This window comes from Desulfobulbus sp. (genome assembly GCF_030824455.1).
Classification (GTDB): Bacteria; Desulfobacterota; Desulfobulbia; order Desulfobulbales; family Desulfobulbaceae; genus Desulfobulbus.
The window spans coordinates 13,810-37,478 of record NZ_JAVBXR010000016.1; the positions used below are offsets into that span (position 1 = coordinate 13,810).

The 23,669-nt window shown below is 58.2% G+C and carries 20 protein-coding genes; 14 read left to right on the top strand and 6 right to left on the bottom strand.

The genetic code is table 11. The annotated features are described in order from the left end of the window. Positions 1-66 precede the first annotated feature (66 nt). A complete protein-coding gene (locus RCH93_RS02865; RefSeq protein ID WP_306546803.1) occupies positions 67-4,263 on the top strand; it encodes a DEAD/DEAH box helicase in 4,197 nt (1,398 codons plus the stop codon). 4 nt (positions 4,264-4,267) lie between these two features. Here RCH93_RS02865 and RCH93_RS02870 read toward each other — a convergent pair whose 3' ends face one another. The 4 genes from RCH93_RS02870 to RCH93_RS02885 all read right to left on the bottom strand — a co-directional run bounded on the left by RCH93_RS02870 (position 4,268) and on the right by RCH93_RS02885 (position 9,851). Next, on the bottom strand, positions 4,268-6,883 hold the full coding sequence (locus RCH93_RS02870; RefSeq protein WP_373693246.1) for a glycosyltransferase: 2,616 nt from the start codon (positions 6,881-6,883) through the stop codon (positions 4,268-4,270). A gap of 345 nt (positions 6,884-7,228) precedes the next feature. Continuing rightward, the gene (gene recO, locus RCH93_RS02875; protein ID WP_306546805.1) at positions 7,229-7,999 is read right to left on the bottom strand and encodes a DNA repair protein RecO; all 771 of its coding nucleotides are present in this window, start codon (positions 7,997-7,999) and stop codon (positions 7,229-7,231) included. Next, positions 7,996-8,775 (bottom strand): helix-turn-helix transcriptional regulator, encoded by a 780-nt coding sequence (locus RCH93_RS02880; RefSeq protein WP_306546806.1) that lies wholly within the window; start codon positions 8,773-8,775, stop codon positions 7,996-7,998. Before RCH93_RS02880 ends, recO begins: the two co-directional genes overlap by 4 nt. A gap of 107 nt (positions 8,776-8,882) precedes the next feature. Beyond that, positions 8,883-9,851 carry a peptidylprolyl isomerase gene (locus tag RCH93_RS02885; RefSeq protein ID WP_306546807.1) on the bottom strand — a complete coding sequence of 323 codons (969 nt, stop codon included), beginning with the start codon at positions 9,849-9,851 and terminating at the stop codon, positions 8,883-8,885. A 219-nt stretch (positions 9,852-10,070) separates the two neighbouring features. Between RCH93_RS02885 and RCH93_RS02890 the strand changes: the two genes are divergently transcribed. The 10 genes from RCH93_RS02890 (at position 10,071) to RCH93_RS02935 (ending at position 17,060) form a co-directional block, all read left to right on the top strand. Next, positions 10,071-10,424, top strand: a complete 354-nt coding sequence (locus tag RCH93_RS02890; protein ID WP_306546808.1) for a flagellar basal body rod C-terminal domain-containing protein — start codon at positions 10,071-10,073, stop codon at positions 10,422-10,424. 19 nt (positions 10,425-10,443) lie between these two features. Further along, positions 10,444-10,995, top strand: a complete 552-nt coding sequence (locus RCH93_RS02895) for a TlpA disulfide reductase family protein (RefSeq protein WP_306546809.1) — start codon at positions 10,444-10,446, stop codon at positions 10,993-10,995. Between the two features lie 126 nt (positions 10,996-11,121). Next, positions 11,122-11,307, top strand: coding sequence for a selenite/tellurite reduction operon protein ExtJ (gene extJ / locus RCH93_RS02900; protein ID WP_306546810.1), 186 nt, complete (start codon positions 11,122-11,124; stop codon positions 11,305-11,307). 200 nt (positions 11,308-11,507) lie between these two features. Beyond that, positions 11,508-12,200 carry a methyltransferase gene (locus RCH93_RS02905; RefSeq protein ID WP_306546811.1) on the top strand — a complete coding sequence of 231 codons (693 nt, stop codon included), beginning with the start codon at positions 11,508-11,510 and terminating at the stop codon, positions 12,198-12,200. A gap of 91 nt (positions 12,201-12,291) precedes the next feature. Continuing rightward, positions 12,292-12,957 (top strand): bifunctional precorrin-2 dehydrogenase/sirohydrochlorin ferrochelatase, encoded by a 666-nt coding sequence (locus RCH93_RS02910; RefSeq protein WP_306546812.1) that lies wholly within the window; start codon positions 12,292-12,294, stop codon positions 12,955-12,957. Beyond that, positions 12,954-13,772, top strand: a complete 819-nt coding sequence (gene ccsB, locus RCH93_RS02915) for a c-type cytochrome biogenesis protein CcsB (protein ID WP_306546813.1) — start codon at positions 12,954-12,956, stop codon at positions 13,770-13,772. The genes RCH93_RS02910 and ccsB overlap by 4 nt, the downstream gene beginning before the upstream one ends. After that, positions 13,762-15,054 (top strand): glutamyl-tRNA reductase, encoded by a 1,293-nt coding sequence (gene hemA, locus RCH93_RS02920; protein WP_306546814.1) that lies wholly within the window; start codon positions 13,762-13,764, stop codon positions 15,052-15,054. The genes ccsB and hemA overlap by 11 nt, the downstream gene beginning before the upstream one ends. Further along, positions 15,051-15,557, top strand: a complete 507-nt coding sequence (locus RCH93_RS02925; protein WP_306546815.1) for a hypothetical protein — start codon at positions 15,051-15,053, stop codon at positions 15,555-15,557. The genes hemA and RCH93_RS02925 overlap by 4 nt, the downstream gene beginning before the upstream one ends. Before the next feature lie 16 nt (positions 15,558-15,573). After that, positions 15,574-16,089 carry a DUF2062 domain-containing protein gene (locus RCH93_RS02930; RefSeq protein ID WP_306546816.1) on the top strand — a complete coding sequence of 172 codons (516 nt, stop codon included), beginning with the start codon at positions 15,574-15,576 and terminating at the stop codon, positions 16,087-16,089. Beyond that, positions 16,086-17,060 (top strand): Gfo/Idh/MocA family protein, encoded by a 975-nt coding sequence (locus RCH93_RS02935; RefSeq protein WP_306546817.1) that lies wholly within the window; start codon positions 16,086-16,088, stop codon positions 17,058-17,060. The genes RCH93_RS02930 and RCH93_RS02935 overlap by 4 nt, the downstream gene beginning before the upstream one ends. A 52-nt stretch (positions 17,061-17,112) precedes the next feature. Here RCH93_RS02935 and RCH93_RS02940 read toward each other — a convergent pair whose 3' ends face one another. Both RCH93_RS02940 and RCH93_RS02945 read right to left on the bottom strand, forming a co-directional pair. Continuing rightward, positions 17,113-18,402: an IMP cyclohydrolase gene (locus RCH93_RS02940; protein WP_306546818.1), complete on the bottom strand. Its 1,290-nt coding sequence runs from the start codon at positions 18,400-18,402 to the stop codon at positions 17,113-17,115. Positions 18,403-18,571: 169 nt separating this feature from the next. Then, a complete protein-coding gene (locus tag RCH93_RS02945) occupies positions 18,572-19,585 on the bottom strand; it encodes a bifunctional N-acetylglucosamine-1-phosphate uridyltransferase/glucosamine-1-phosphate acetyltransferase (protein ID WP_306546819.1) in 1,014 nt (337 codons plus the stop codon). A 288-nt stretch (positions 19,586-19,873) separates the two neighbouring features. On the opposite strand from RCH93_RS02945, the gene RCH93_RS02950 reads away from it, so the two are divergent. From RCH93_RS02950 to RCH93_RS02960, 3 genes are read left to right on the top strand one after another with little or no spacing between them, the layout of a single operon-like run. Beyond that, a complete protein-coding gene (locus RCH93_RS02950) occupies positions 19,874-20,797 on the top strand; it encodes a homocysteine S-methyltransferase family protein (protein ID WP_306546820.1) in 924 nt (307 codons plus the stop codon). After that, a complete protein-coding gene (locus RCH93_RS02955) occupies positions 20,794-23,244 on the top strand; it encodes a dihydropteroate synthase (protein ID WP_306546821.1) in 2,451 nt (816 codons plus the stop codon). The genes RCH93_RS02950 and RCH93_RS02955 overlap by 4 nt, the downstream gene beginning before the upstream one ends. 3 nt (positions 23,245-23,247) lie before the next feature. Beyond that, the gene (locus RCH93_RS02960; RefSeq protein ID WP_306546822.1) at positions 23,248-23,421 is read left to right on the top strand and encodes a rubredoxin; all 174 of its coding nucleotides are present in this window, start codon (positions 23,248-23,250) and stop codon (positions 23,419-23,421) included. The last annotated feature ends 248 nt before the right edge of the window (positions 23,422-23,669 follow it).

Consider the following 23,669-nt stretch of genomic DNA (forward strand, 5'->3'; position numbering starts at 1 on the left):
CCATAGTCCGCCCCCGGAATTTCCCGAGGGCCATCAAGGTAACTTTAGGCGTCTCATATAATTATTTTGAAAAAAGAATCCGATCTTCAGTCCCCGCCGCCGTCTGCTCCCGCATCCCTCGCCGCCGTTGATCTTCAAGCCCTTGCCGCCCTTTCCGCCACCGAGCAATTGTTGCTGCAATTGGCGTCCGTAGTGTACGAGCCGGTTGCCGCCGGTTTTCTCACCCGTTGCGTGGGCACGCTGGCCCCGCACTTTTTAGGGGATCAGCGTCCTACGGGCGATGAAATCAGTGAAACCTTGGCCCGGCTACGGCGCAAAGGTTTTGTGAACGGCAAAAATCAATGCCCGCCGGTGCTGGCGGAGGTGTTGACCCGTCAGGCCGTGGCCCTCAATCGTTTTTCCCAGCTGGCCGCCCTGGTTGAGCGAGCCGCCCCGGTTGACTACATGCACGGCAAATGGCCGACCCGGTGCTGGCGCGCCCTTCGACAATTTCGCATCGGCCTGTACAGCCAGGATTTCGACAAACTGGACGAGTCGTTGATCTTCCTTGAAGGCGAAGGCAAGAAATACCTGGAAACCGAGCCTCCTGCCGTTCTCGTGGCGGCCCGCGCCTTTGACCCCCAGTGGTTCAGCGCTCTGCCGGGTTCGTTTCAGTTCTTTCTCCTGGATCAGGTGGTGCGTTATTCTTTGGAGCGACTGCATCACTTTCCTGCCGTCCTTGCCTTCATGCAAGACGAACAGGCGCAATCCGTGCCCCCGGACGAACGCGTGCCCTTTCGTCGGTTGCTTGCCAGTTGTTATCTGCTGCAGGGGCGGTTTGACGAGTTGCAGCAATTGCTGACGCAACACGGCGATTCATTTCTGGGTTCTGGGTTCGCCGGCTCTGTGGCCTTTCTCCGCGGCGAAACAGATGCGGCCCTCACGCTGTTTGCCGAGGATTTGCGTCACATGCAGCAATACGCGGGCGACGGACCCTGCTTTTTTTTCGGGATCACCGGCCTGTTTTGCGTTTTTGCCCTACTGGCCCGAGACGGCGACGGAGATCGCGATCGGGTGCGCGAGGCGGTCGACACGGTGCTGAAACGCTGCAACGGTTGCCCGGAGGAAATCCCCTTTCGCTTCATTGCCGCAGTCCTGTGCGCGCCCGACGACGTCCTGCCGGACATGCTGGCCTTGACCGAGGGGCTGGTGGCCGACAAACGGAGCCTGACCTCGCTTGTCGCCCTGCTGTCGCTCCATTGGATGGGAGTGGAAATTCCTCCTGATTTTCAAGGGATTCTGCACACGCTCTATGAACAGGCGCGCGAAAGCGGATTCCTTTGGGTCGCCATGGAGGCCGCCGAACTCCTCGCCACCCTGGACAACGAGCAACGGACGATGCAGGAGGCGGCAACCGAACTGGCGACGGCCTTGCAATGCCGCTATCTGACCCACATCATAGCCCCCCATGCCACCTGGAAGCACAGTCTGCAGGAATTGATCGAGGTGACGAGCAAAATCAGGGAGCCGGAACGGCTGACCCGGTTGTGCTGGCTGATCGATTATGTCGACGGCGTCATGGAACTCCTGCCCAAGGAGCAGAAGAAAGCGGCAGGCGGCAGTTGGACCAAGGGGCGCACCATTGCCTTTCAGCGTCTGTTGCGGGACGCCGACCTTGAGTATCTCACCGACCAGGACCGGTTGATTGCCGAGGCGCTTTATCAGAGCGGCGAGACCGGCGGCAAACACGGCGGGTATGTGTTTGATCAGGAAAAGGCGCTGCCGGCGCTGATCGGCCATCCCTACGTTTTCCTCAGACGGTCGCCCCAGACGCCGGTGGAAATCGTCGCCGGCGAACCGGAACTGGTGGTCGAGCGTAAGGGTGATTCGCTCTTTATTCATTTCTTCCAGGATATTGGCGAGGGCGCCGTGGCGGTCTGGCGGGAAACGCCGACCCGTTTCCGCATCATCCGCATCAGTGCAGAGCATCGCAAGGTCGCTGAAATAACCGGGCGCGACGGTTTGCTGGTGCCGCTCGCCGCCAGCCGGCAGGTGCTGGACGCCATTGGCAACATCGCCTCCTTCATGACCGTGCATTCGGCAATCGAGGTGCCCGGCGACGGGACGCCGGCCGAACAGGTGGAGAGCGATCCCACCATTCACATTCATATCATTCCCTACGGCAGCGGCTTCCGCATCGAATTTTTTGTTCGTCCTTTTACCCAAGGCGGGCCCTATTTGAAGCCCGGCGTCGGGGTGGCCAACCTCATGGCCGAGATCGACGGCAAGCGGCTGCGAACCAAGCGCAACCTGCGGCTGGAAGAGGAAAAGGCGCGCGAGATCGAGGAGAGCTGCCCCATGCTCGATTTGGCCATTGACTTTGAGCAGGAGAACAAACGGGAATGGCATCTGCTTGATCCGGAAGAGTGTCTGCAGGTGCTGCTGGAAATCGAAGAAATTAAGGAGCGGGTGGTACTAGAATGGCCGGAGGGCGAGAAACTGGCGGTGCGCCGGCAGGCGGGCGTTAACCAGTTGAACCTCAACATCCGCACCAGTCAGCAGGATTGGTTTACCCTGTCCGGCCAGTTGGAGATCGACCAGGACGAAGTAATGGAGCTCAAGACCTTGCTGGACAAGGTCCGGGAGACCCGAAGCCGTTTCATTCCCATGGGCGAAGGACAGTTTCTGGCCCTGACCCAGGAGTTCCGCAACCGGCTGGAAGAATTGATCCTGTACGGCAACAGTCAGCCGGGCAACGAGACCGAGGTCAAAATTCATCCCCTGGCCGCCATCGCCCTGGAGGAGTTGACCCATCAGGCGCAAACCAAGGCGGATCAGGGCTGGCGGCAGCGGTTGCTGTCCATTGCCGAGGCCCAGGAACTGACGCCCAAGGTGCCCTCAACGCTTAAAGCCGAATTGCGCGACTATCAACGCGAGGGGTTTGTGTGGATGAGCCGTTTGGCGCATCTGGGGGTTGGCGCTTGTCTGGCCGACGACATGGGGCTGGGCAAGACCTTGCAATCAATCACCATGATCCTGAGCAAGGCCCATGAAGGACCTTCGCTGGTGGTTGCGCCGACCTCGGTGTGCATGAACTGGGAGACCGAGGTGCAACGGTTTGCGCCGACGCTCAATTTTCTCATGTTTTCCGAGGCCAACCGCGATGAGATCATCTCCTCGTTGGGAAAATTTGATTTGCTGGTCACCAGCTTCACCCTGCTGCAGCAGGAAATTGAATTGTTGGCCCAGGTCAAGTGGCAGACGATCGTTCTGGACGAGGCCCAGGCCATCAAGAACGCCGCCACCAAGCGATCCAAGGCCGCCATGCGCCTGGACGGGCGGTTTCGGCTGATCACCACCGGCACCCCGATTGAAAATCATCTGGGGGAACTGTGGAATCTCTTTGCCTTCATCAACCCCGGTTTGCTGGGTACCTACAAGCAATTCAACCGTCGGTTCGGCATCCCGATTGAAAAGTACCACGACCGGGAGGCCAGAAGGACGCTGAAAAAATTGATTCGGCCTTTTATGCTTCGGCGGATCAAGTCGCAGGTGTTGGAAGAATTGCCGCCGCGCACGGAAATAACCCTGCGGGTGGAGATGCAGCCGGAAGAGCTGCAATTTTATGAGGCCCTTCGGCAACAGGCCATCGAGAACATCGAAGGCAGCAGTGAAAAGACCGGCCGGCATCTGCGCATTCTGGCCGAAATCATGCGCCTGCGGCGGGCCTGCTGCAACCCGCGCTTGATTGACGATCAGGTAACGATTCCGTCAACCAAGTTGCAAGTGTTTGCCGAAACGGTGGAGGAGTTGCTGGGCGGGGGGCATAAGGCCCTGGTCTTTAGCCAGTTCACCGGGCATCTCGCCCTGATTCGGGCCTTTCTGGATGAGCGGGGCATTGATTACAAATACCTGGACGGCGCCACGCCGGCCAAGGAGCGGCAAAACCAGGTGGAGAAATTCCAGGCCGGGGAAGGGGAGCTGTTCCTGATCAGCCTCAAGGCTGGCGGGCTCGGGTTGAACTTGACCGCCGCGGACTATGTCATCCACATGGATCCCTGGTGGAATCCGGCGGTTGAGGATCAGGCTGCTGATCGGGCGCATCGTATTGGCCAGAAGCGACCGGTCACGGTTTATCGTCTGGTAACCGCCAACACCATTGAGGAAAAAATTGTGCGCCTCCATCAGGAAAAGCGCGACTTGGCCAATTCCCTACTCGAAGGCGCCGACGTCAGCACCCGGATCAGCGCCGAGGAGTTGCTCGAGCTGATCCGGTCCACTTGAGCGATCACTGATCGTTGTTCATCCCCCGCAGCGGGGCCATGACGCCCACCAGCTTTGCCGGCAGCTTAGGCAAGCCGCTGATCAACGACACCACCACCGACGCCATATAGGGTATGGCCTGGATGCCCAGCACCAGCGTCCAGATGCGGATGTCCAGCATATCGCCGTCCTTCCGCAGCAGAACGCCGACAATGGCTAGGCAGAGCGCCACAGTGAACAGCAGTTCCTCGCGGGCGTCTCCCAGCGCCTTGGAAAAGGCGTTGGCCTGCGCATTTTTCGGAGTGCGGAAAAAACCGATTTTGCGGGTGATAAAACCGGTAAGCATGGCCCGGGCAATGGTGTGCGACAGGGCCAGCCCGGCCAGACCGGCGGCGAGGCTCTGCCGGCGGGAGGCGGTCAACCGGCTGCGATAGAGGAAGAACATCTTGAAGCTTTTGAAAAAGAACAGCACCACCGGCAGGCAGGCAAAGACAATATGCGGCGGCGACAGGTAATCAGGAAACATGATCATGCCGCAGGACCAAGCCAAGGCGAGGACGTTGAACAGCATGTTGATGCCGTCGGCGAACCAGGGCAGCCAGCCGGCCAGGAAATGGTACCGCTGGCCGCGGGTGAGCTTGGTTTTGTCTAAGCCGAACATTGCCATCATGTGGTGGCGAAGGATAAGCACCGAGCCGTAGGCCCACCGGAAGCGTTGTTTCTTATAGTCAAGAAAGGTGTCGGGCATCAACCCTTTGCCAAAACTGTAGGGCACGTAACAGGCGTCGTAACCCTTCTCAAAGATGCGCAATCCCAGCTCCGCGTCCTCGGTGATGCACCATTCGGCCCAGCCGCCCACCTCGTCGAGCACCGTGCGGCGCACCATGGTCATGGTGCCGTGCTGGATGATGGCGTTGCGCTCGTTGCGGGTCACCATGCCAATCTGAAAAAATCCTCGGTATTCGGCCAGACACATGGCCTTGAAAGTGTTCTCGTCTCCGTCGCGGTAATCCTGCGGTCCTTGGACAATGGCCATGTTGGCGGCGGCAAAGTGGGGCGTGAACGCCCGCAGCCAGTTGGGCTCTACGATGTAATCGCTGTCGATCACCGCGACGACTTCCGCCTCGGGCGAGGTCTCCCGTAGAGCATAGTTAAGCGCGCCGGCCTTAAATCCCGCCAACGGATCGACGTGGAAGAAACGAAAGCGCGGGCCCAAAGTCTGGCAATGGGCGGCCACCGGCTCCCAAACCGCCGGATCCTTGGTGTTGTTGTCGATGATCAGCACCTCGAAGCGGGGATAATCAAGCGCCGCCAAGGCGTCGATGGTCTGGATCATCATGTCCGGCGGTTCGTTGTAGGCCGGCACATGGATGGAAACCATCGGTAGTTCGTCGTCGGCAATGGTTTCAACCGCTGGGTGCGGCAGGCGTCGCCATTTATGGGTCCACAGCGATTCCGCCCACTCGTGTGCCTCGGCCAGGATGACCAGAATGGCGCCGGTGGCGGCGAACAGCAGCACAACGCCGACCACCAAGGTGGAGACGGTCATGTACTGGTGTTGAAAATCGTACACCACCCAGACGGCAAAGGTGGTGATCGCGTAGGCGATCAGGGCCAGAAAGCCCCGGCCGCGATCCAGCAGGCCTTTGCTGTCCCGGAACAGCAGCAGCAGAATAACGACAGCCAAGGCAATGCTGATGGCCGCCAACTCCCGCCAATGTGGGATACGGACGACCGGTTGAGTGAATTCAAACTTGGGCTGCCGCAGATCGTTGTAGACACCCCAGAGGCTGCCGGCCTCGCCTTCAAGATCCTTTTTCCAAATCTGGTCAAAGGCCTCCATAATGTAGTAGGTATAGTGGTTCTTCTCGGCGACGTCGAGGAAACGACGGAGAAATTTGGCCTGATTGGTTGGGCTGGCGATGGCCCCTTGGCGCATGCGCCCGCCGCTTGGCCACCCGATCTCGGAGATGACGATCTCCTTGCCCGGATAGGCCTGCTGGAGTTCTTTGTACCGCATGACGCAATAATCAACGGCTTCGTCAATGGGAATGCCTTCCCAGTAGGGCAGGAGATGGACAGCAATGAAATCCACTTTTTCAACCAGTTGGGGATATTTCAGCCAGATGTGCCAGGGCTCGGCGGTGCTCACCGGAGCCCAGATGGATTTTTTGGCGGTGTCGATGTGCTGGATCATCTGCTCAACGGTCTGGTCGGTGCGGAGCAACACTTCGTTGCCGACCAGCACCCGAATGATGTTGCGGTGGTTTTCCCGGTAGATTTTGATGAGCTTTGCGACTTCCTCCTCGTTCCGTTTGGCGTCTCGGGTAATCCAGGCCCCAAGCACCACGTTGAGACCGCGCGCGGCGGCCAGACGAGGGATTTCGGCAAGGTTGTCTTCAACGGTATAGGCTCGCACCGCATGTACGTCCCCGGCCAGCGTTGCCAAATCTTGATCGATTTGCTCGACTGAGGGGTAGATTTGTTTGCTGGGCGATTGCCCTTCGCGGAACGGCGAAAACGAAAATCCTTGAATTTTCGAAGGCCAGGGAGGTTCCATGTTGGGAGCATTGACCACTTTCCATAGTAATACGGCAAGGCATCCCATGATGATGGTTATAATAAGGCCGGAACGATTCATAGCGCGGAGGTCAGGGTGAGAGTATTGGTGTGGATCGGTTGAGTGGATTCTGGCAACATGATCCGCCATGCAGACGAGGGCGGCAAAGCATCGTGTATCATACACGACAAAATGTAAAAAAAATGCAAAACAATCAGCATGGCGCCGAGGAAAAAGGCGGATGTTCTCGGCGCCATCAGGTTGTGCGCCGGCGCTTTCTTTCGCCGGACGTCCATGGCCGGGCGGAGGAGAAATCAACGCGGCAAGGCGGCAGCAGTTGAATAAATGAAAACCTTTGGACAGTCAAGCGGCATCTCGCCTAGTGAAGCGGGAAAAAGGGGAGGATTGGGCGCTTGCGTGCTGCTCTCAGGAGGCTCCGGCGAGGAGGGAGCGGGTTGCTGTCCAGGAGTGGATGTCCTGCTGCAGCAGGTGAAGGGTGTAGTAATGCAGCGCATCCATGGCCTCGATAACGCCTTGGCGTGAGATTTGCAACCGAGTGAGGCGTTCCAGGGCGGTAGATTGGGCGCTGGCGAGCAGGCGGAGCGTTTGCACCGACAATCGCGGCGAAACCCTGGCGGCAAGCGGATTACAGGCGTTGCAGGCGAGCGAGCCGCCGCCAGGGGCAAGCGCGTAGGCATGCCCGGGGCTCACAGGCTGACCACAGAGTCCGCACTGGTCGAGTTCGGGACGATAGCCGATTGCCGCGAGGAGGCGCAGGTGGAAGAACACCATGATCTTCTGCGGGGCCTTGTCTGCGCACAAGGCGGTCAACGCCCATTGCAGCAAGGCGTAGAGGCGCGGGTCCGGGTCGTTCTCGCGGGTAAAGCGCAAGAGCAATTCGCAAAGATGCATGGCGGCGGCGTATCGGCGGAAATCCATGCGAAGGGGAAGGTGGGCGCAGAGGAGTTCAGCTTCGCTGATGAAATAGAGTCCGGCCGGATCGCGCGGCGGGCGATACAAAAGCCGCAGGTGAGAGAAGGGTTCGAGCTTGTTAACAAATCGTTTTTTACTGCTTTGCGCCCCTTTGGCGATGCCGGTAATGCGTCCCAGCTCAGGGCTGTAGAATGTGACCAATTTGTCGGATTCGCTGTGTTCGGCAATCCTGACGACAAAGCCGCAGGTGCTGCAAGTGTTCACGGCGCGGCTTTGGTGGTCGGCAGGCGGAGGAGGTAACGGCCTTCAGTGTTCGGGGGAAACGGCAATGACTCGCCGTTGAACTGCAGTTCAACGCTGTCTGGTTGAAAGAATTCAAGCTGGATGCTTTGCGCGGCCTCCCACTGCATGGTTGAGCCTTTGGCATAAAATTGTTCAAGCGGGGGCTGGCTGTCGAGCGCAATGACAATGCGGCTGTCTTTAGAGAACACCGCTTGCAAGGATAGGGATGCGCGCTGCGTCCCGGAACTGGTGGAAGGATCGGCCGGGTGAAAGGCGTTGCTTGCGGGTGAGGAAGGGGTGAGGGTTTGCGTGGTGAATAAGTTGAGCGGATTCCAGGAAAAATAGAGAATAAAACCTGTAAACGAGACAACGATCAGCGTCAACAAGACGCCTGCGACGGCCGCTGAGGAAAAATGGGTTGGCTCCGCCAGTTTGCTGGGCCGAAGTGAATGCTCAATGCGGCATTGTTGCATAGGGGGCAGCGGTGATTTGCTCCCGCCATTGCGGGCGCTGAAAAATTGATCGGCGACCCCGCGGCCGTCCTGCCCTAAAAATTGCGCGTAGAGAATGATCAGCCCTCTGGCAAAGGCATCGGCCGGGAGTTTTTCGTACTCCATCGCTTCGATGGCGCGAAGATTGGCCAAAGAAATGCGAGTGTCTGCGGCAACGTCTTCAAGGGTCAACGATTCCTCCAGGCGACATTGCCTGAGCTGTTCGCCGACGGGTTGCTGCTCAGTGGGTAGGTCGGTTGGTTTCATGGCAACGCCTTCACCGCAAGGCAGCTTGAATGCTGTCTGCTGTGATTGATGCTGATCCGGATAAGGATCAATGGCAGGACAGAGCCTGTGCCCGGTCGGGAAATGCGTTAGAGGATTTTGATGTAGGCTTGGTCGCGAATTGATTTCAGCCAGTCCTTGAAACGCGCTTCCATTGCCTGTTGCGAGAGCTTCTCACGGATCTCCTCTTTGACAGACTCGTAAGGAACTTTGGCCACGATCTTACCTTCCTGGCCGGAAACAAGTTTGAAAAAGTGATACCCGTTGTCGGCTTCGACGATGGGACTGATTTCGCCTGACTTGAGGCCGACAACGGCGTCGCGCATGAATGGGGCCATTTCGTCTTTTTGAAAGCTTCCCAGGTCCCCTCCGTCGGCAGCGGAAGGCAGATCCGAGTATTTGCGGGCCAATTCTTTGAAATCCTTGCCGTCTTCGGCCAGATCATGGGCTTTTTTCGCTTTGCTCTTGGCTTCTTCCTGGGTGGGCGTCGCGGAGCCCCAAAGGCAACCAATCTGCAGGAGGTAGTAACCGCCGCCGCCGACCTGTTCGGTGTAGTTGGCGTGGTAGTCATCGAGGATTTTATCTTCAGTGACAACCACCTTGGTTCGCACCTCATGATTGATCAACTTGGAGCTGAGAATCTGTTCCCGCAGTTCCTCTTTGTACTGTTTTTCATTCATTCCCATGGCGGTCATTTCCTTGCGGAACTGTTCCATGGTGGTCTTGTTGTTGGCCAGCACACGTTGCAGCGCGGCGTCGACTTCCTGGTCGCTGACCTGGATGTTGAGTTTCTTGGCCTCCTGCACCATCAATTTTTTGTCGATCAGTTTGTCGATGACGGTGCTGCGGGCCTGTTGCAACGTTTCGGCCAACCGGTCTGCAGGCGTTTCTTCGGTGATTTTTTTGAAAAAAGAACGACCAAGTTCGTTGACCTCGGACAGGGTGATCGTATCTTCGTTAACAATGGCGACGCTGCGGTCAACGACGTTGGCGTGCGAGACCGTCGACAGGGTAAGCAGGCAGGCTAAGACGGCGAAAATGAGGATTCGTGGGGCCATGGCGTCATGAGAGGGAAGGTGTTGTTGATCGGGAGCAAGGCGAGACGTTGCGTTGTTTACGCAAAACTATCTACCCGGAAGAGGGTAAAGGCGCAACGGTTTTCCGGAGAGCCGCCGGAGCGGTTGTTATAATTGTGTGGCTTGTCTTGCCAGGTGGCGCTTATCTTGCTAGGATAAACAGAGAAAGATTCTTGACGTGCAACATCAGGGAGGAACGCAATGATTTCAGGTGTCCAGTCAGCCTTGTCCGGCCTGCAGGCCTTTACAACGAAAATTGAGAAGAATGCAAACAATATTGCCAATATGAACACCGATGGGTTCAAAAAGGATCGGGTGTTGTTGTCAGCCCAGGCGCCGCAGGGCGTGAAGGCCACCGTTGAGCAGGTTGACGAGCCGGGGGCAATGGGTGCTGAACCCAGCGATCAAGGCGAAGTCATGACCGAGTTGTCCAACGTCGATCTTGGCGAAGAAATACCAGATATGCTGCTCAATAGCCATGGATACGCCGCAAACTTGAAAAGTTTGCGCGCTGCTGACGACATGATGCAAAGTGTGCTCGACATCAAAGCGTGATTGCGAAAAAGAAATGCAAATGACGAAAGCGGCAGTCCGGCCGTTGATGGAAACCTTCAGTGCAGACAAGGGGTTTGACATGAACAAGGGCAAAGGTGCGCTCAGATTGATTGGTCTGGTTTTATGTTTTGTCGTGCTCTCCGTGCAGGCCCAAGGGGCGGTGAGCATGCCTGCTTTTTCTCTGCCTGCGGCGGCCGACGGCGCCGTTGTCGCCAGTGAAGCGTATCGCGGCAAGGCCATGCTGATCACCTTTTTTGCCACTTGGTGTCCGCCGTGTCTGCAGGAGATCCCGGCTTTAAAGGAACTGCAAACCAAATTCGACCCGCAGGGCTTTGCCGTGGTTGCGCTCTCGGTGGACGAAGGAGGGGCTGGGACGGTGGCGCAGTTGATGAAAAAGACGGGGATCAACTATCAAGTGCTGATGGCGGACCAGGCGACAACCCGAAATTTTGGCGGCGTGGCGGCTATCCCCACTTCGTTTTTGGTCAATAAACATGGTCAGGTGGTAAAAAAATACCCTGGTTTCGTGCCGCACGGCTTGCTTGAAAGGGATATTGAATCAGTGCTTTGAGCGTCGTCGCGCTTAACCTTGCGCGGTGGATTGGTGTTGACATTCCCGATGGTATTTCTTAAATTGTGGCACTGGAAAGAGGCAACTGGTTTGGTTTGTACAACCCATTTCATAAAGGAGACTACCATGAAAAAAATTGTAATCGCTATGATGGCTGCTGCTTTTGTATTAAGCGCAGGTGCAGTTTTTGCCGCCAAGTGCACTGTTGACAGCGTTGACGGAACCAAAGTGACTGTAACCTGCGACAAGGTTGATGTTAAAGCCGGCGACAGCGTAACCATGAAGGCCAAAAAAGGCTTGGAAGGTTGTTGATAGCCTGACGATTTTTTGTTGTATGCAAGAGCGGGCCGATGCAAATCGACCCGCTTTTTTTTTATCCATAGACAGGCATGGCATCGTAGCGTAAAGATTCCTGCTTGTTTGTCGCTTAGGGCGCGGAGGCGCGTCGCCGCAACTTTCGCCGTTCTTTGTTTTTTTGAGAGCATCATCTTCCTTGCAGAGAGAGACCCACCATGGACCCACAGACCTTGCCGGCGCATGAACGGCAACTGTACAACGCCATCAAAGATCGTTATACCGTAGCGTTCGAGCCGCTCAGAATTAAAGAGCATAAGCTGCAGTTGCTCAAAATCACCGATTTAGAGCAAATTCTGGAGGGCAAGGATCCGTTGAAGGACGTATCCACCTTTCCGTTCTGGATCAGGCTGTGGGAGGCGGCCATCGTCCTCTCGGAGTTTGTCGCCGGGCTGCCCTGTGAAAAAGGCGCCTCCTTGCTGGAACTTGGGGCCGGACTGGGCGCTCCGGGGTTGACTGCCGCCGCCGCCGGATTTGAGGTGACGCTGTCTGATTACGAAGAACTGATTCTTGATTTTGAACGGATCAACGCAGCGGCAAGTCACTTGGACACCGTGCGCTTTGCCATGCTGGACTGGCTCAACCCGCCAGAGATGGAGCAGTATGACGTCATTATTGGCGCTGAAATTCTTTTCCGGGAAGAATTTTTTCAACCCCTGCTGAATGTCCTTCGCCGGGCGCTCAAGCCGAACGGCGTGGTCTATCTGGCCCATGACGTCAAACGGCGCAGTCTGGAGCCCTTTCTCAAACTGGCGGAAAAAGAATATCGGATCTCGGCCTCGCAACGGAAACTGAAAAGCCTGGAAGAAGACAAAATCATTCTGCTCACCCGCCTGCAGCCGCGTGGTTGATGTGTTGTCTCGCTTTTCCTGGCTCTCGGGACGATTCGCGCCGATTGAGGCGTCTCGACAGCCTTAGCCTTCACGATCAGGCAAACGCAAGATGTACCCTGTGTGCCTCAATATAGCCAAGCGATTGTGCGTCGTCGTTGGCGGTGGGAGTGTTGCCGAGCGCAAGATCCGAGGAATTCTTGCCGCCTCCGGGCAGGTGCGGGTCGTCAGCCCGGCCCTGACTGTCGGCCTGCGGGACTTGGCCGAGCAAGGGCGCGTCGAGTGGCGACAAAAATCGTACAGTACGGACGACCTTGACGGCGGATACGTGGTTTTTGCGGCCACCAACAGTCCCGCCGCGCAGGAAGCTGTTTGCAGAGACGCGCGGGCTGCCCGCTTGTTGCTCAATGTTGCCGACGCCCCGGAATTGTGCGATTTTCAAACCCCCTCCGTTATCCGCAGGGGCGATCTGACCCTCAGCGTCGCCACCAACGGCAGAAGTCCGGCCGTGGCCGCCATGGTCAGGCGAAGACTGGAGCGCGACTTTGGCGAGGAATATGGGCTGCTCACCGCACTGGTTAGCCAACTGCGCGAACAGATCCTGCGGGAAGCGAGCAGCGACGCCGACAAAAAGATCTTGTTTCAAAAGATCCTGTGCGACGATATAGTTGATTGGCTCCGAGAACGGCAATGGGAGCGGATCCAACGGCACCTGGAGAGCGTGCTTGGCCGACCGGTTGGCCATGATTTGGAGAGCTTGATCAAGGAGAATCCATGAGTTTTTTGCTCTTTCAGGGCAGCGTCGCGATCTATCTGCTTTCCGCCGCCGCCTATCTGGTCTTTTTCCTGGCCCAGAAGACGCCGTTGCGCCGCACCGGCCGAGCAATATTTCTGGTCGCCTTTCTGCTTCACACGGTCAACATTGTCGCCCGCGCGGTTGAAACCGGGCATACGCCCATCACCAGTCACCACGAAACCGTCTCCTTTTTTGCGTGGTCGGTGGGCTGCTGTTACCTGTCTTTTCGCTGGCGGTATACGGTGAAAAATCTCGGCGTCTTTGTCAGTCTCTTGGTGTTGTCCTTGATGCTGGTCGCCGCGTTTGCTTCGCGCGGCGTTGTGCCTCTGCCGCCGGCCCTGCAATCCTGGTGGCTGCCGGTCCACGCCTCGATTGCCTTGTTCGCCGACGGTTTCCTGGCCCTGGCCTGCATCGGCGGCATTATGTATCTGCTGCAGGAGCGGGAAATCAAGAGCAAGCGGTTTGGCTTGTTTTATTCGCGACTTCCCTCGCTGGAGGCGCTCGACAAACTCAATCATCACTGCCTGAGCGTGGGCTTTCCGCTCTTTACCCTCGGCTTGATCACCGGTTCGTTTTGGGCCAAACAGGCTTGGGGCGCTTACTGGCACTGGGATCCCAAAGAAACCTGGTCGCTTGTCACTTGGTTTTTGTACGCCGCAGCAGTGCATCAGCGGTTTACCGTTGGCTGGCGCGGGCGGCGGGTGGCCATCCTCAGCATCGTGGCCTTCCTCTCGGTGCTGTTTACCCTCTGGGGTGTTTCCTTCCTTTTGAAAGGGGTGCATACCTATGTCTCGTGACGCCATTGTGCTGCTCGGCGTCAATCATAAAACAACGCCGCTCGCTGTCCGGGAAAAACTTGCGCTTTCAGCGGGATACGAAGAGCCGCTGCAACTGTTGGGGCAGGTGCAGGAGTTGCGGGAGTATTACCTGCTTTCCACCTGCAACCGGGTGGAGGTGCTGTTCACCTGCCGCGACGTTGAGCGGGCGCAACAACGGGTGTTGGATCTGCTGTTTGGTCAGGCCGTCACCGCCGAAGAGTTGGATCGGTACGTGTATCGGTACGTCAACGACGCGGCGGTGGAGCACCTTTTCCTGGTGGCGGCCAGTCTGGATTCGATGATTGTCGGCGAGGCCCAGATCCTCGGCCAACTCAAGGAGGCCTACCGGCACGCCACCAAAGTCGGCAGCAGCGGTTTCATCCTCAACAAGGTGCTCCATAAATCGTTTTCCGTGGCCAAACGGGTTCGCACCGAGACGCGCATCGGCGCCAACGCGGTGTCCATCAGTTATGCGGCGGTCGAGCTGGCGCGGAAAATTTTTGGCGATCTGTCCGGCAAGAAGGTGATGCTGGTCGGCGCCGGGGAGATGGCGGAACTGGCCGCAGAGCATCTGGTCGGGCAGGGGGTGGCCGAGGTGGTGGTGGCCAATCGCACCCTGCAGCGGGCAATCAACCTGGCCCGCTGTTACAACGGCCGCGCGGTTTCCCTGGAGGAACTGCTCGACCAGTTGCAGCATGTGGACATCATCATCAGCTCAACCGGATCGCCCGACCTGATTCTTCACAAGGAAGACGTGCGCCCGGTGATGCGCGAGCGGCGCAATCGGCCGCTGTTTTTCATCGACATAGCCGTGCCGCGCGACCTGGACCCGGCCATCAACGACCTCGACAACGTCTACCTGTACGACATCGACGACCTGCACAGTGTTGTCGAGATGAACAAGTCCGAGCGCGACAAAGAGGCTGTGCGAGCGCAGCGGATTGTTGCCGAAGAGAAGCTGAAGTTCGGCAAGTGGTTGGCCAACATGGAATCAACGCCGACCATCATCCAGTTGCGCGGCGTAATCGAGGGGCATGTCCGCTCCGAGGTGGAGAAAACCCTGGGACGTTTTGAAGAGATGGACGAGCAGGCGCGGCAGGGGCTGGAGAAGATGGTGGCGGCCATTACCGGCAAAATCGCCTATCCGTCCCTGCAGTATTTGAAGAGCGAAAACCACTGCGTCAGCCTGCATGATCGCATTAAAACGATTCGCGAAATGTATCAGTTGGATAACGGCGCCAACGGTCAGGAGGCACCATGATCGGCAGTGATCGGGAGTACATGCTGGAGGAGGAGTGGCTGTTGGTGCGCCATTCCGGCGAGATTCCGGAAGTGGCCCTGCACGCCAGTCTGCACTTTCTATGCGAGGATGAAGACGGACCTGGGCTGGTTTTGACGGCAGAGGAAGTCAAACCCCTGCAGGAAGCGGCCTTGACCCGCTACCAGGAAATCATTCTCCGCGATCTTGATGTGGCCAATCGCGATCTCTCGCTTTTTCGCGGCCTGAGACGGGCCAATCACAATTGGTACCGCTTTGTTCGCTTCAGTGAAAAGATCGGGCGGGAGCACGAGGAGTTTCGGGCAACAGCGGCCGAGGCCCTGCTGGGTTATCTCCGCCTGGAACGGGTTGAGGTGGACGCAGGAACGCGGGAGCCCTCGATCAACTGCTCTGCCGAGGCCCTGTTGACCTTTGCCTTGGCAATGGGGATTGAACCGGCTGCCTTGCCGGAGCATTGGGCGGGGCTGTGCGAACCGGTTTCCTGAACCACCGGCAGCGGACGTGAAGCTCTCCATCCCGTCCCTGCTTCGCGCCTTTAAGCAAATGCAAGGAACGCCCACTGCGCTTGCCAGAGGGGCGGCGGTGGGGGTGTTTGTCGGCATCGCCCCGTTGATGCCATTGAAATCGCTCCTTATCGTCGCCGTTACCGTGCCGGCCAGAAGCAGCACGGCGGCGGCGCTGCTGGTCTGCACTCTGCTCTGCAATCCCATCACCTACATTCCGCTCTATTATTTGGCCTGGCTGACCGGCAATTTTCTGTTGCCCGGCCGTCTCGGTTGGGCCAGCTTGCGCGCCACTGTCGATCAGATGCAGCAGGTCGGTTTGGTTGAGGCGTTCCGGCTTGCCTGCGCAGTGGGGCTTGACGCCGGCATGGTGCTCTTGGTCGGCGGCTGCGTGTTGGCCCTGCCGTTGGCCGCGATCAGCTACCCCCTTGCCGTGCGGTTTTTTCGGCGGATGGAGCGTACCCGCTACGACAAGCATCTCCTCCGTACTCACGACCCAAAGGCTGGACCATGAAGCAAACGAATCGCCATTGGCAGGTTGGGGTGATTGGCGCCGGCAAGCACGGCAGCCGCTATGCCCTTCATCTTGCCCAGGACGTCCAAGGGATGAAACTGGTTGCGGTCAGTCGGCGCTCCGAAGCGGGCAGGGCGCAGGCCGAGCAGTGGTCCTGCCGCTGGCACGCGGATTGGCGTCAATTGGTGGCTGATCCGGCGGTAGAGTGCATTGTGGCCGCACTTCCGCCGACACTGAACGGGGAGGTGGCCGCCGCCTGCGCCCATGCCCGCAAACCCCTGCTGCTGGAAAAACCCATGGCGGTTTCGGTGGCCGAGGCGGATGCAATCCTGGCCTGTTTCGCCCGGCAGGGGGTGGCGCTGACCATTGGCCAGACGCTTCGCTACAACCGGGTGATCAGGATGCTGCGTGAACGGGTCGACGAGTTGGGGGCGCTGTACAGTTTCATCGCCAATCAGCGCCTGGAGCCGTCCACGCTCGACTGGTTGGACGATCCGGCGCTTGCCGGGGCCGGAGTGAGTTTTCATTCGGCGGTGCATGTCTTTGACGCCCTGCGCTTCATCACCGGTCGGGAGATTGTCCGGGTGACGGCGCGGGTTCGTTGTGTGCATACCGCCAAACTAGAGGATCATCTTGTCGCCCTGGTGGAACTGGACAACGGCGTGGTCGGCACGGTGGATTGTTCCAAGATCGGGCCAGCCCGTTCCGGAAGATTTGAGTTTATTGGCGCCAAGGGGCAGCTGCATGGCGATCAGGTGCACCATTTTGGCGAAATGATTAGCGGCGCGCACCGTGAGTTGCTTGATCCCGGCGAGCCGGTGAGCACCATCGTGCCATTGCTCCGGGAGTGGCTTGAATTTCTTCGGGGCAATCAAGCCAACCCGATACCGGCTGCGGAGGGCTTGGTGGCTGTTCGGGTGTGCGAGGCCTGTCTGCGCTCGGCTGCGGAGGGTGGTTGGCGGGAGGTGTGAAGCCGGGAGCCGTCTTGCTGGCGACGACTCCCGGATCGAATTGAGATCGGGATCAGTGCTTGAACGAGCGCTGGCCGGTGAACATCATCGCCACCTGCGGATTGGCCTCGTTGCAGGCCTGAATCGATTCGAAATCGCGGATTGAGCCGCCGGCCTGGAGGATGGCGCTGACTCCTTCGCGAATGCCGACGTCTGCGCCGTCGCGAAACGGGAAGAAGGCGTCCGAGATCATCACCGAACCCGGAAGGCCTGCCCGATCTGCCTTGACCTTGGCGTCGATGGCTTCCTTGTCGGCCCGGTCGCGCTTGCCGCGCGCCACCTCAAGGGCCATGTCGGCGTAGGGCACGCCGTGGAGATCGAAGCAAAGGACGTCGGCGTATTTGACGTAGGCCTTGTGCACGGCGATTTCGGCCACGCCCACCCGGTCCTGCTCGCCTGCGCCGATGGCGGTGGTGCAGCCGTCTTTGACGTAGATGACCGAGTTGGAGGTCACGCCGTGCTCGACCGCCCAGCCAAAGATCATGTCGTCCAACTCCCGCGCCGTTGGCTGACGTTCGCAGGCGTAGGCCACGCCCTTGTAGGTGGCGACGGCGGGTTTGAGGTCCGCAGCCGAGCGGATCGAATTGACCGCCGATTGCTGGACAATGATGCCGCCGTCGATCAGCGATTTGAAATCAACAAAGCGATGACGTTCAAATTCGGCTAGGCGGGCGATGCCGGCTATCCGGATCACCCGCAGGTTTTTACGCCGGGCCAGAATGGCGAGCGTCCCTTCTTCAAAATCAGGGGCGCAGACCACCTCAAGGTAATTTTCCGCCATCAGTTCCGCCGTCTGTTTGTCGAGCGGCCGACTTGTGACCACCGCCCCGCCAAAGGCGGCGATCCGGTCGCAGCGGTTGGCGCGGTTGTAGGCGTCGGCCAGACTGGAACCGATGGCGGCGCCGCAGGGATTGTTGTGCTTGAGGATGACCGCCGCTGGTTTGTCGATCAGGTATTTGATGATGTTCAGCCCGTTGTCGACGTCGGTGAGATTGATTTTTCCGGGATGCTTGCCCACCTGCACCATGTCTTCCACTGTGACGGCGCTGACCAGGCCGTTGCCCGGCTCTATATAGCGGCAGTCGCCGAGCAGCAGGTTGCCGTTGGTCAGTTCATAGAGGGCTGCTTCCTGGTCCGGATTTTCACCGTAGCGCAGGCCCCGTTCCTCGACCGTGCCGTCGGCCATGGGGATTTTCCAGGTTTTTTTCCGGTAAACGAGCGTCTGGTCGCCGAAGGAGATGGTCATTTCCATCGGGAAAGCGTCGCCGAGCAGGGTGGAGTACATTTTTTTCAGATCAGTCATGGTGGATCAGGCTCCAGGGAAAAGGAGAGGTGGTTGATTGAGTTAAGGGACAAACGCGCCGGATGGCCGCCCGGAATGCGCGTCGTTAACCGCGTACTGCGCGCAACCATTGCATGCAGACGCCACCGCGGCGGGTTTCCAGCACGGGTGCGGGCGCAAGAGAGAACGCTCAGTTTCCTTTTTGGCCGGTCAGCGGCGCAATGACGCTGCCTGCGGCTATCGAGCAATGTTCAAGCACGCTGTTGGCGCCAATGGTTGTGCCCTGGTCGATGCGGCAGGCATGGAGGACGCCGCCGCTGCCGATGCGGCAATTGGCCCCAACGACGGCGCCGCCGCTGAGGGTGACGCCGCCCTCGACCACCGTGTCCTGGCCCACCTGGCAGTCCGGAGCGATTAAGGTGGTCTCGGGCGCGAGCAGGGTGACGCCTGCGAGCATCAGGCTGCGGTTGTGACGCCGTTGCAGGGTTGCATGGGCCTGGGCCAGTTCGATCCGGGAGTTGACGCCCAAAACATCGATGGCCTCGGGGTGCGTGAATTTGTGTACTGTCAAGCCTTGGCGGTTGGCGATGGCGACGATGTCGGTGAGATACACTTCGCCCTGGCTGTTGTCGACCCCGACCTGTCGGAGGGCCGCAAAGAGAAAGGCGCGGTCGACCAGATAGACGCCAGCGTTGATTTCCCGGATGCGTCGCTGTTCGTCGGATGCGTCCTTTTCTTCAACAATGGCCAGGACGGCGCCGTGGCCGTCGCTGAGGATGCGGCCATAGCCAAACGGCTGGTCAAGCAGGGTGGTCATCAGGGTGAGTTGCGCCCGCTGCCCCTGGTGCGCGGCGATCATCGCCCGAAGGGTGGCGGCCTGGAGGAGCGGGGTGTCGCCGCAGAGAATCATCACCAGATCCGTTTGCGCACAGGCCGTTTCCGCGCAGAGCACGGCGTGGCCGGTGCCCAACTGTTCCTCTTGCACCACTGGCGATATCGGGAAGCCCTCAAGGACGCCCAGCACCTCCTGCCGTTGATGGCCGACAATGACCGCGCAGCGGTCAATGCCCGCCTCCTGGACAGTGTGCAGAACATGATGGAGCATCGGCCGAAAAAAAACCTCGTGCAGCACCTTGGCGCGCGCCGATTTCATCCGGGTGCCCTTGCCGGCGGCAAGCACCACTGCGGTAATCGATGGATGCATGGGTTCAGTCCTTATGAGAAAAAATAGAGACAATAAAGAAATTCACTGTAGAAAAAAAAGAGGCGTTTGACAAGACTCACCTTGTGCCCATGGCGCAGGATACTTGCCCATAGGGCGTTTCTCTCGCGCTGCAGGACAAAAAAATGATGCGAAGTCAAGGCATCGTTCTTACAGTGGGCGGACCAGACTGACCACCGCGCCGCCCTGTTCCTTGGGGCGCGGGAGGCAGGAACACGGGCCTCCCGCCCGTGCATTCACCTTATAATTACTTCACGAGACGTACAATCAATGCGACCACATGATCACGAGGTTCTGATCCTCGACGGCGCCTGCGGCACCAATCTGCAGGAGATGCATATCCCGCTTTCGGCCTGGGAAGGGAAGGAGGGGTGCAATGAACTCCTCAACCTGACCGCCCCGGAAAAAATAATTGAACTCCATGCAGGCTTTGTTGACGCCGGGGCGATGGTGATTGAAACCAACACCTTTGGCGCCAGCCGGATTGTTCTGGAAGAATACGGCCTGCAGGATCAGGTGGAGGCGATCAATCGCGCTGGAGTTGAAAACGCCCGCAAGGCCATCGGCGGCAAGACCAACACCTACATTGCCGGCTCCATTGGACCTGGCACCAAATTGCCCTCGCTTGGCCACATTTCGGTCGACGATCTGGCCCGTGCCTATGAGGAGCAGATTCGGGCGCTGGCCATGGCCGGCGTGGATTTGCTGATCATCGAAACCTGTCAGGATCTGCTGCAGATTAAAACCGCCATGATCACCTGTTTCGAGACGCTGGAGAAATTGCATCTTTCGATTCCGGTGCTGGCTTCGGTCACCATTGAACGGACCGGCACCATGCTGGTCGGCACCGACATCGCCGCCGCCGCCGTCACCTTCGAGCCCTACCCGATCTTCTCCCTTGGGCTTAACTGCGCCACCGGGCCCATGGACATGGAATCCCACATCCGCTACCTCAGCCGCAACTGGCCGGGCCGCATCTCCTGCGTTCCCAACCAGGGGTTGCCCGAGGTGCTCGACGGGCGAACCTGTTATCCCCTTGATCCGGAAACCTACGGGCGCGAAATGAAGCGTTTTGTCGCCGATTACGGTGTGAGCGTGGTCGGCGGGTGCTGCGGCACCACCCCGGCTCATATCCGCCAGTTGGTCAAAACCCTTGCAGGGGTGAAGCCGGCGGTTCGGGAGGTGAGCGCATGAAGCCTTCGGTTGCCAGTCTGTATCAGGCCGTTGAACTGCAGCAGGAAATTCCGCCGCTGTTGATTGGCGAGCGGGCTAACGCCAACGGGTCGAAAAAGTTTCGTGAATTGCTCCTAGCCGACGATTACGAGAGTTGTCTGAAAATCGCCGTGGAGCAGGAGAACAAAGGGGCTCATATCGTTGATCTGTGCACCGCCTACGCCGGCAGGGATGAGAGGAAGGATTTGACAACCCTGGTGCGGCTATGCGCCAACGCCCTCAAAGCCCCGCTGATGATTGATTCGACCACGCCGGAATGCATTGAGGAATGCCTGCGCATCTACCCAGGGCGGGCCATTGTCAATTCGATTAATCTCGAGGATGGAGGCGTTAACATCCGCCGCATATGTCGGGCAGCCAAAAAATACGGCGCCGCCGTTGTTGCCTTAACCATTGACGAGAAGGGCATGGCTATGACCAGCGAGGAAAAGCTGCGCATCGCCAAGGCCATCCATGCTATAGCCGTGGACGAATGCGGGCTGCGTTCCAAAGATCTGCTATTTGACTGTCTGACCTTCACCGTGGGTTCCGGCGACGCCACCCTGCGCGACGCGGCCATGCAAACCCTGGAGGGCATCCGCCGGATCAAGGCGGAACTTCCCGGGTGTCTGACGGTTTTGGGGTTGAGCAACATTTCCTTTGGCTTGGCGGCCCATGCACGTCGCATCCTCAACTCGGTTTTTCTCAACCAAGCGGTGGAGGCCGGATTGGACGCCGCCATCGTCGACGCAGCAAAAATTGTGCCTCTGGCACGGATATCGGCCGAGGATCGGGAGATCAGTCTCGACCTGCTCTATAATCGGCAAATATCGGGAGAAAAAGACCCGCTGATGCGATTCATCGAGCATTTCAGCGACAAGTCGTCGGCCTCGTCGTCCGAGGATGAGGAAATTGTCAAAACGCCGGAAGAACAGCTGTTCAACAAAGTGCTGCATGGCGACAAGGACAGCCTGGAAGACATCCTCGCTATTTTGCGGGAACGGTTCAAGCCGATTAATATCATCAATCAGATCCTGGTTCCGGCCATGCGTCATGTGGGCGAACTGTTCGGCAAGGGCGAAATCCTCCTGCCCTTTGTTCTCCAGTCGGCCGAGGTGATGAAGGCCGCAGTCACGTTGCTGGAACCGCACATGGACAAAGCCGACGGCGGTACAGCCACCAAAATATTGCTGGCCACGGTTCAAGGCGACGTGCATGACATCGGCAAAAATTTGGTGGACATCATCCTCACCAACAACGGCTACAAAGTGTACAACATCGGCATCAAGGTGCCGGCAGAGAAGGTCATCGAGAAGGCCAAGGAACATCAGGTCGATCTCATCGGGCTCAGCGGCCTGCTGGTCAAATCGGCATTAGTCATGCAAGATTCTCTGCCGCAGTACCGTGAAGCAGGGCTCAGTGTTCCGATTCTTCTCGGCGGAGCTGCCTTGACGCCCAAGTTTGTGGGCGAGTCGTGCGTTCCTGGATATGGCGGGCCTGTGGTCTACTGCGCCGACGCCTTTGCCGGGTTAAAGGCGGTTCAGGAATTCGAGGCCGGCACACTGACTTCGACTGTGTACGACGGGGCTGTCGCCATTAAACCGATGAAACCGGGGATCAAAGTGGTCGATGTTGATCGCGACAATCCAGTGCCCAAACCGCCGTTTCTCGGGCAACGGTATGTGGAAAACATCGATCCGGCGCGCCTGTTTCCTTTAATCAACATTCAGGCGCTTTATCGTGGACGTTGGGGCTACCGTCGCGGCAAAATGAGGGCGGATGAGTATGGCCAATTGATTCAGGGGACTGTGCAACCGCTGTATGAAGAGTTGGTGCGGAAATCGCTTGCCGAGGGCTGGATCCAGCCCAAAGTAAGTTATGGCTATTTTCCCTGCTATTCTGAAGGCGAGAACCTTGTTGTCGAAGCGGAAGGCAAAGAACATCTTTTTTCCTTTCCTCGGCAGGCTTCAGCGCCTCATCTTTGCATTGCTGATTATTTCAAACCAGCCAAGGCTGGCGGAGACGTTGCGGGATTTTTCATCGTGACCATAGGGAGCCGGGTAGGGGAGGAGACGGCTCGATTGTACCAGACCAACGCTTACCACGATTATCTCATGCTGCATGGTTTCAGCGTGGAAGTGACTGATGCCCTGGCTGAGCACTGGCATGGCGTGATGCGAGACGAACTTGGTATTGGCGGCAAACAACCGCAGGACTTGCACGGCGCGGTTACCCAGGATTATCAAGGATCGCGATACGGTTTCGGCTATCCGGCCTGTCCTGACCTGGACGCCCATAAACCCCTGTTCGCCTTTCTCAAACCTGAAGCCCTCGGCATATCTTTGACCGAAAACATGCAAATGGTTCCAGAGCAAACCACGTCCGCGATTGTTGTTCATCATCCCCAGGCGAAATACTTCGCGGTGTAAACAATGATTTCATCAAGCGAACGATACATCTGCGCCAACTGCGGGTACGTTTATGATCCCGCAGTTGGCGACCCCATGAATGTGATAGCGCCTGAAACCAGCTTTCAAGAGTTGCCGAAGGAGTGGGTCTGTCCCATGTGCTATGCCGCATGCGATCAATTTGACCCGCTTGATTGACACGGCGGGGTTGGGAGCTCGTCAGTAGAGTGATTGGCGCGCCACTCGTTACGGCGCGCCAATCACGCATGCTTCCTTTACAGCCTTGAGAAGGATGCTCGTAAAAGACGTAAGGAGCCATTCCTCAGCACAAAAAAAGCCCTTAGTGCAGCATAGCTGCACTAAGGGCTTTGGTAAAAAATCGGCGGCGACCTACTCTCCCACATAGTCTCCCATGCAGTACCATCGGCGCTGAAGAGCTTAACTTC

What these genes read in the sequence shown, in the direction of transcription:
- RCH93_RS02870 (WP_373693246.1), bottom strand. Translation starts at nt 6,883, where the DNA reads ATGAATCGTTCCGGCCTTATTATAACCATCATCATGGGATGCCTTGCC.
- RCH93_RS02880 (WP_306546806.1), bottom strand. Translation starts at nt 8,775, where the DNA reads ATGAAACCAACCGACCTACCCACTGAGCAGCAACCCGTCGGCGAACAG.
- RCH93_RS02885 (WP_306546807.1), bottom strand. Translation starts at nt 9,851, where the DNA reads ATGGCCCCACGAATCCTCATTTTCGCCGTCTTAGCCTGCCTGCTTACC.
- RCH93_RS02890 (WP_306546808.1), top strand. Translation starts at nt 10,071, where the DNA reads ATGATTTCAGGTGTCCAGTCAGCCTTGTCCGGCCTGCAGGCCTTTACA.
- RCH93_RS02895 (WP_306546809.1), top strand. Translation starts at nt 10,444, where the DNA reads ATGACGAAAGCGGCAGTCCGGCCGTTGATGGAAACCTTCAGTGCAGAC.
- extJ (WP_306546810.1), top strand. Translation starts at nt 11,122, where the DNA reads ATGAAAAAAATTGTAATCGCTATGATGGCTGCTGCTTTTGTATTAAGC.
- RCH93_RS02905 (WP_306546811.1), top strand. Translation starts at nt 11,508, where the DNA reads ATGGACCCACAGACCTTGCCGGCGCATGAACGGCAACTGTACAACGCC.
- RCH93_RS02910 (WP_306546812.1), top strand. Translation starts at nt 12,292, where the DNA reads ATGTACCCTGTGTGCCTCAATATAGCCAAGCGATTGTGCGTCGTCGTT.
- ccsB (WP_306546813.1), top strand. Translation starts at nt 12,954, where the DNA reads ATGAGTTTTTTGCTCTTTCAGGGCAGCGTCGCGATCTATCTGCTTTCC.
- hemA (WP_306546814.1), top strand. Translation starts at nt 13,762, where the DNA reads ATGTCTCGTGACGCCATTGTGCTGCTCGGCGTCAATCATAAAACAACG.
- RCH93_RS02925 (WP_306546815.1), top strand. Translation starts at nt 15,051, where the DNA reads ATGATCGGCAGTGATCGGGAGTACATGCTGGAGGAGGAGTGGCTGTTG.
- RCH93_RS02935 (WP_306546817.1), top strand. Translation starts at nt 16,086, where the DNA reads ATGAAGCAAACGAATCGCCATTGGCAGGTTGGGGTGATTGGCGCCGGC.
- RCH93_RS02940 (WP_306546818.1), bottom strand. Translation starts at nt 18,402, where the DNA reads ATGACTGATCTGAAAAAAATGTACTCCACCCTGCTCGGCGACGCTTTC.
- RCH93_RS02945 (WP_306546819.1), bottom strand. Translation starts at nt 19,585, where the DNA reads ATGCATCCATCGATTACCGCAGTGGTGCTTGCCGCCGGCAAGGGCACC.
- RCH93_RS02950 (WP_306546820.1), top strand. Translation starts at nt 19,874, where the DNA reads ATGCGACCACATGATCACGAGGTTCTGATCCTCGACGGCGCCTGCGGC.
- RCH93_RS02955 (WP_306546821.1), top strand. Translation starts at nt 20,794, where the DNA reads ATGAAGCCTTCGGTTGCCAGTCTGTATCAGGCCGTTGAACTGCAGCAG.
- RCH93_RS02960 (WP_306546822.1), top strand. Translation starts at nt 23,248, where the DNA reads ATGATTTCATCAAGCGAACGATACATCTGCGCCAACTGCGGGTACGTT.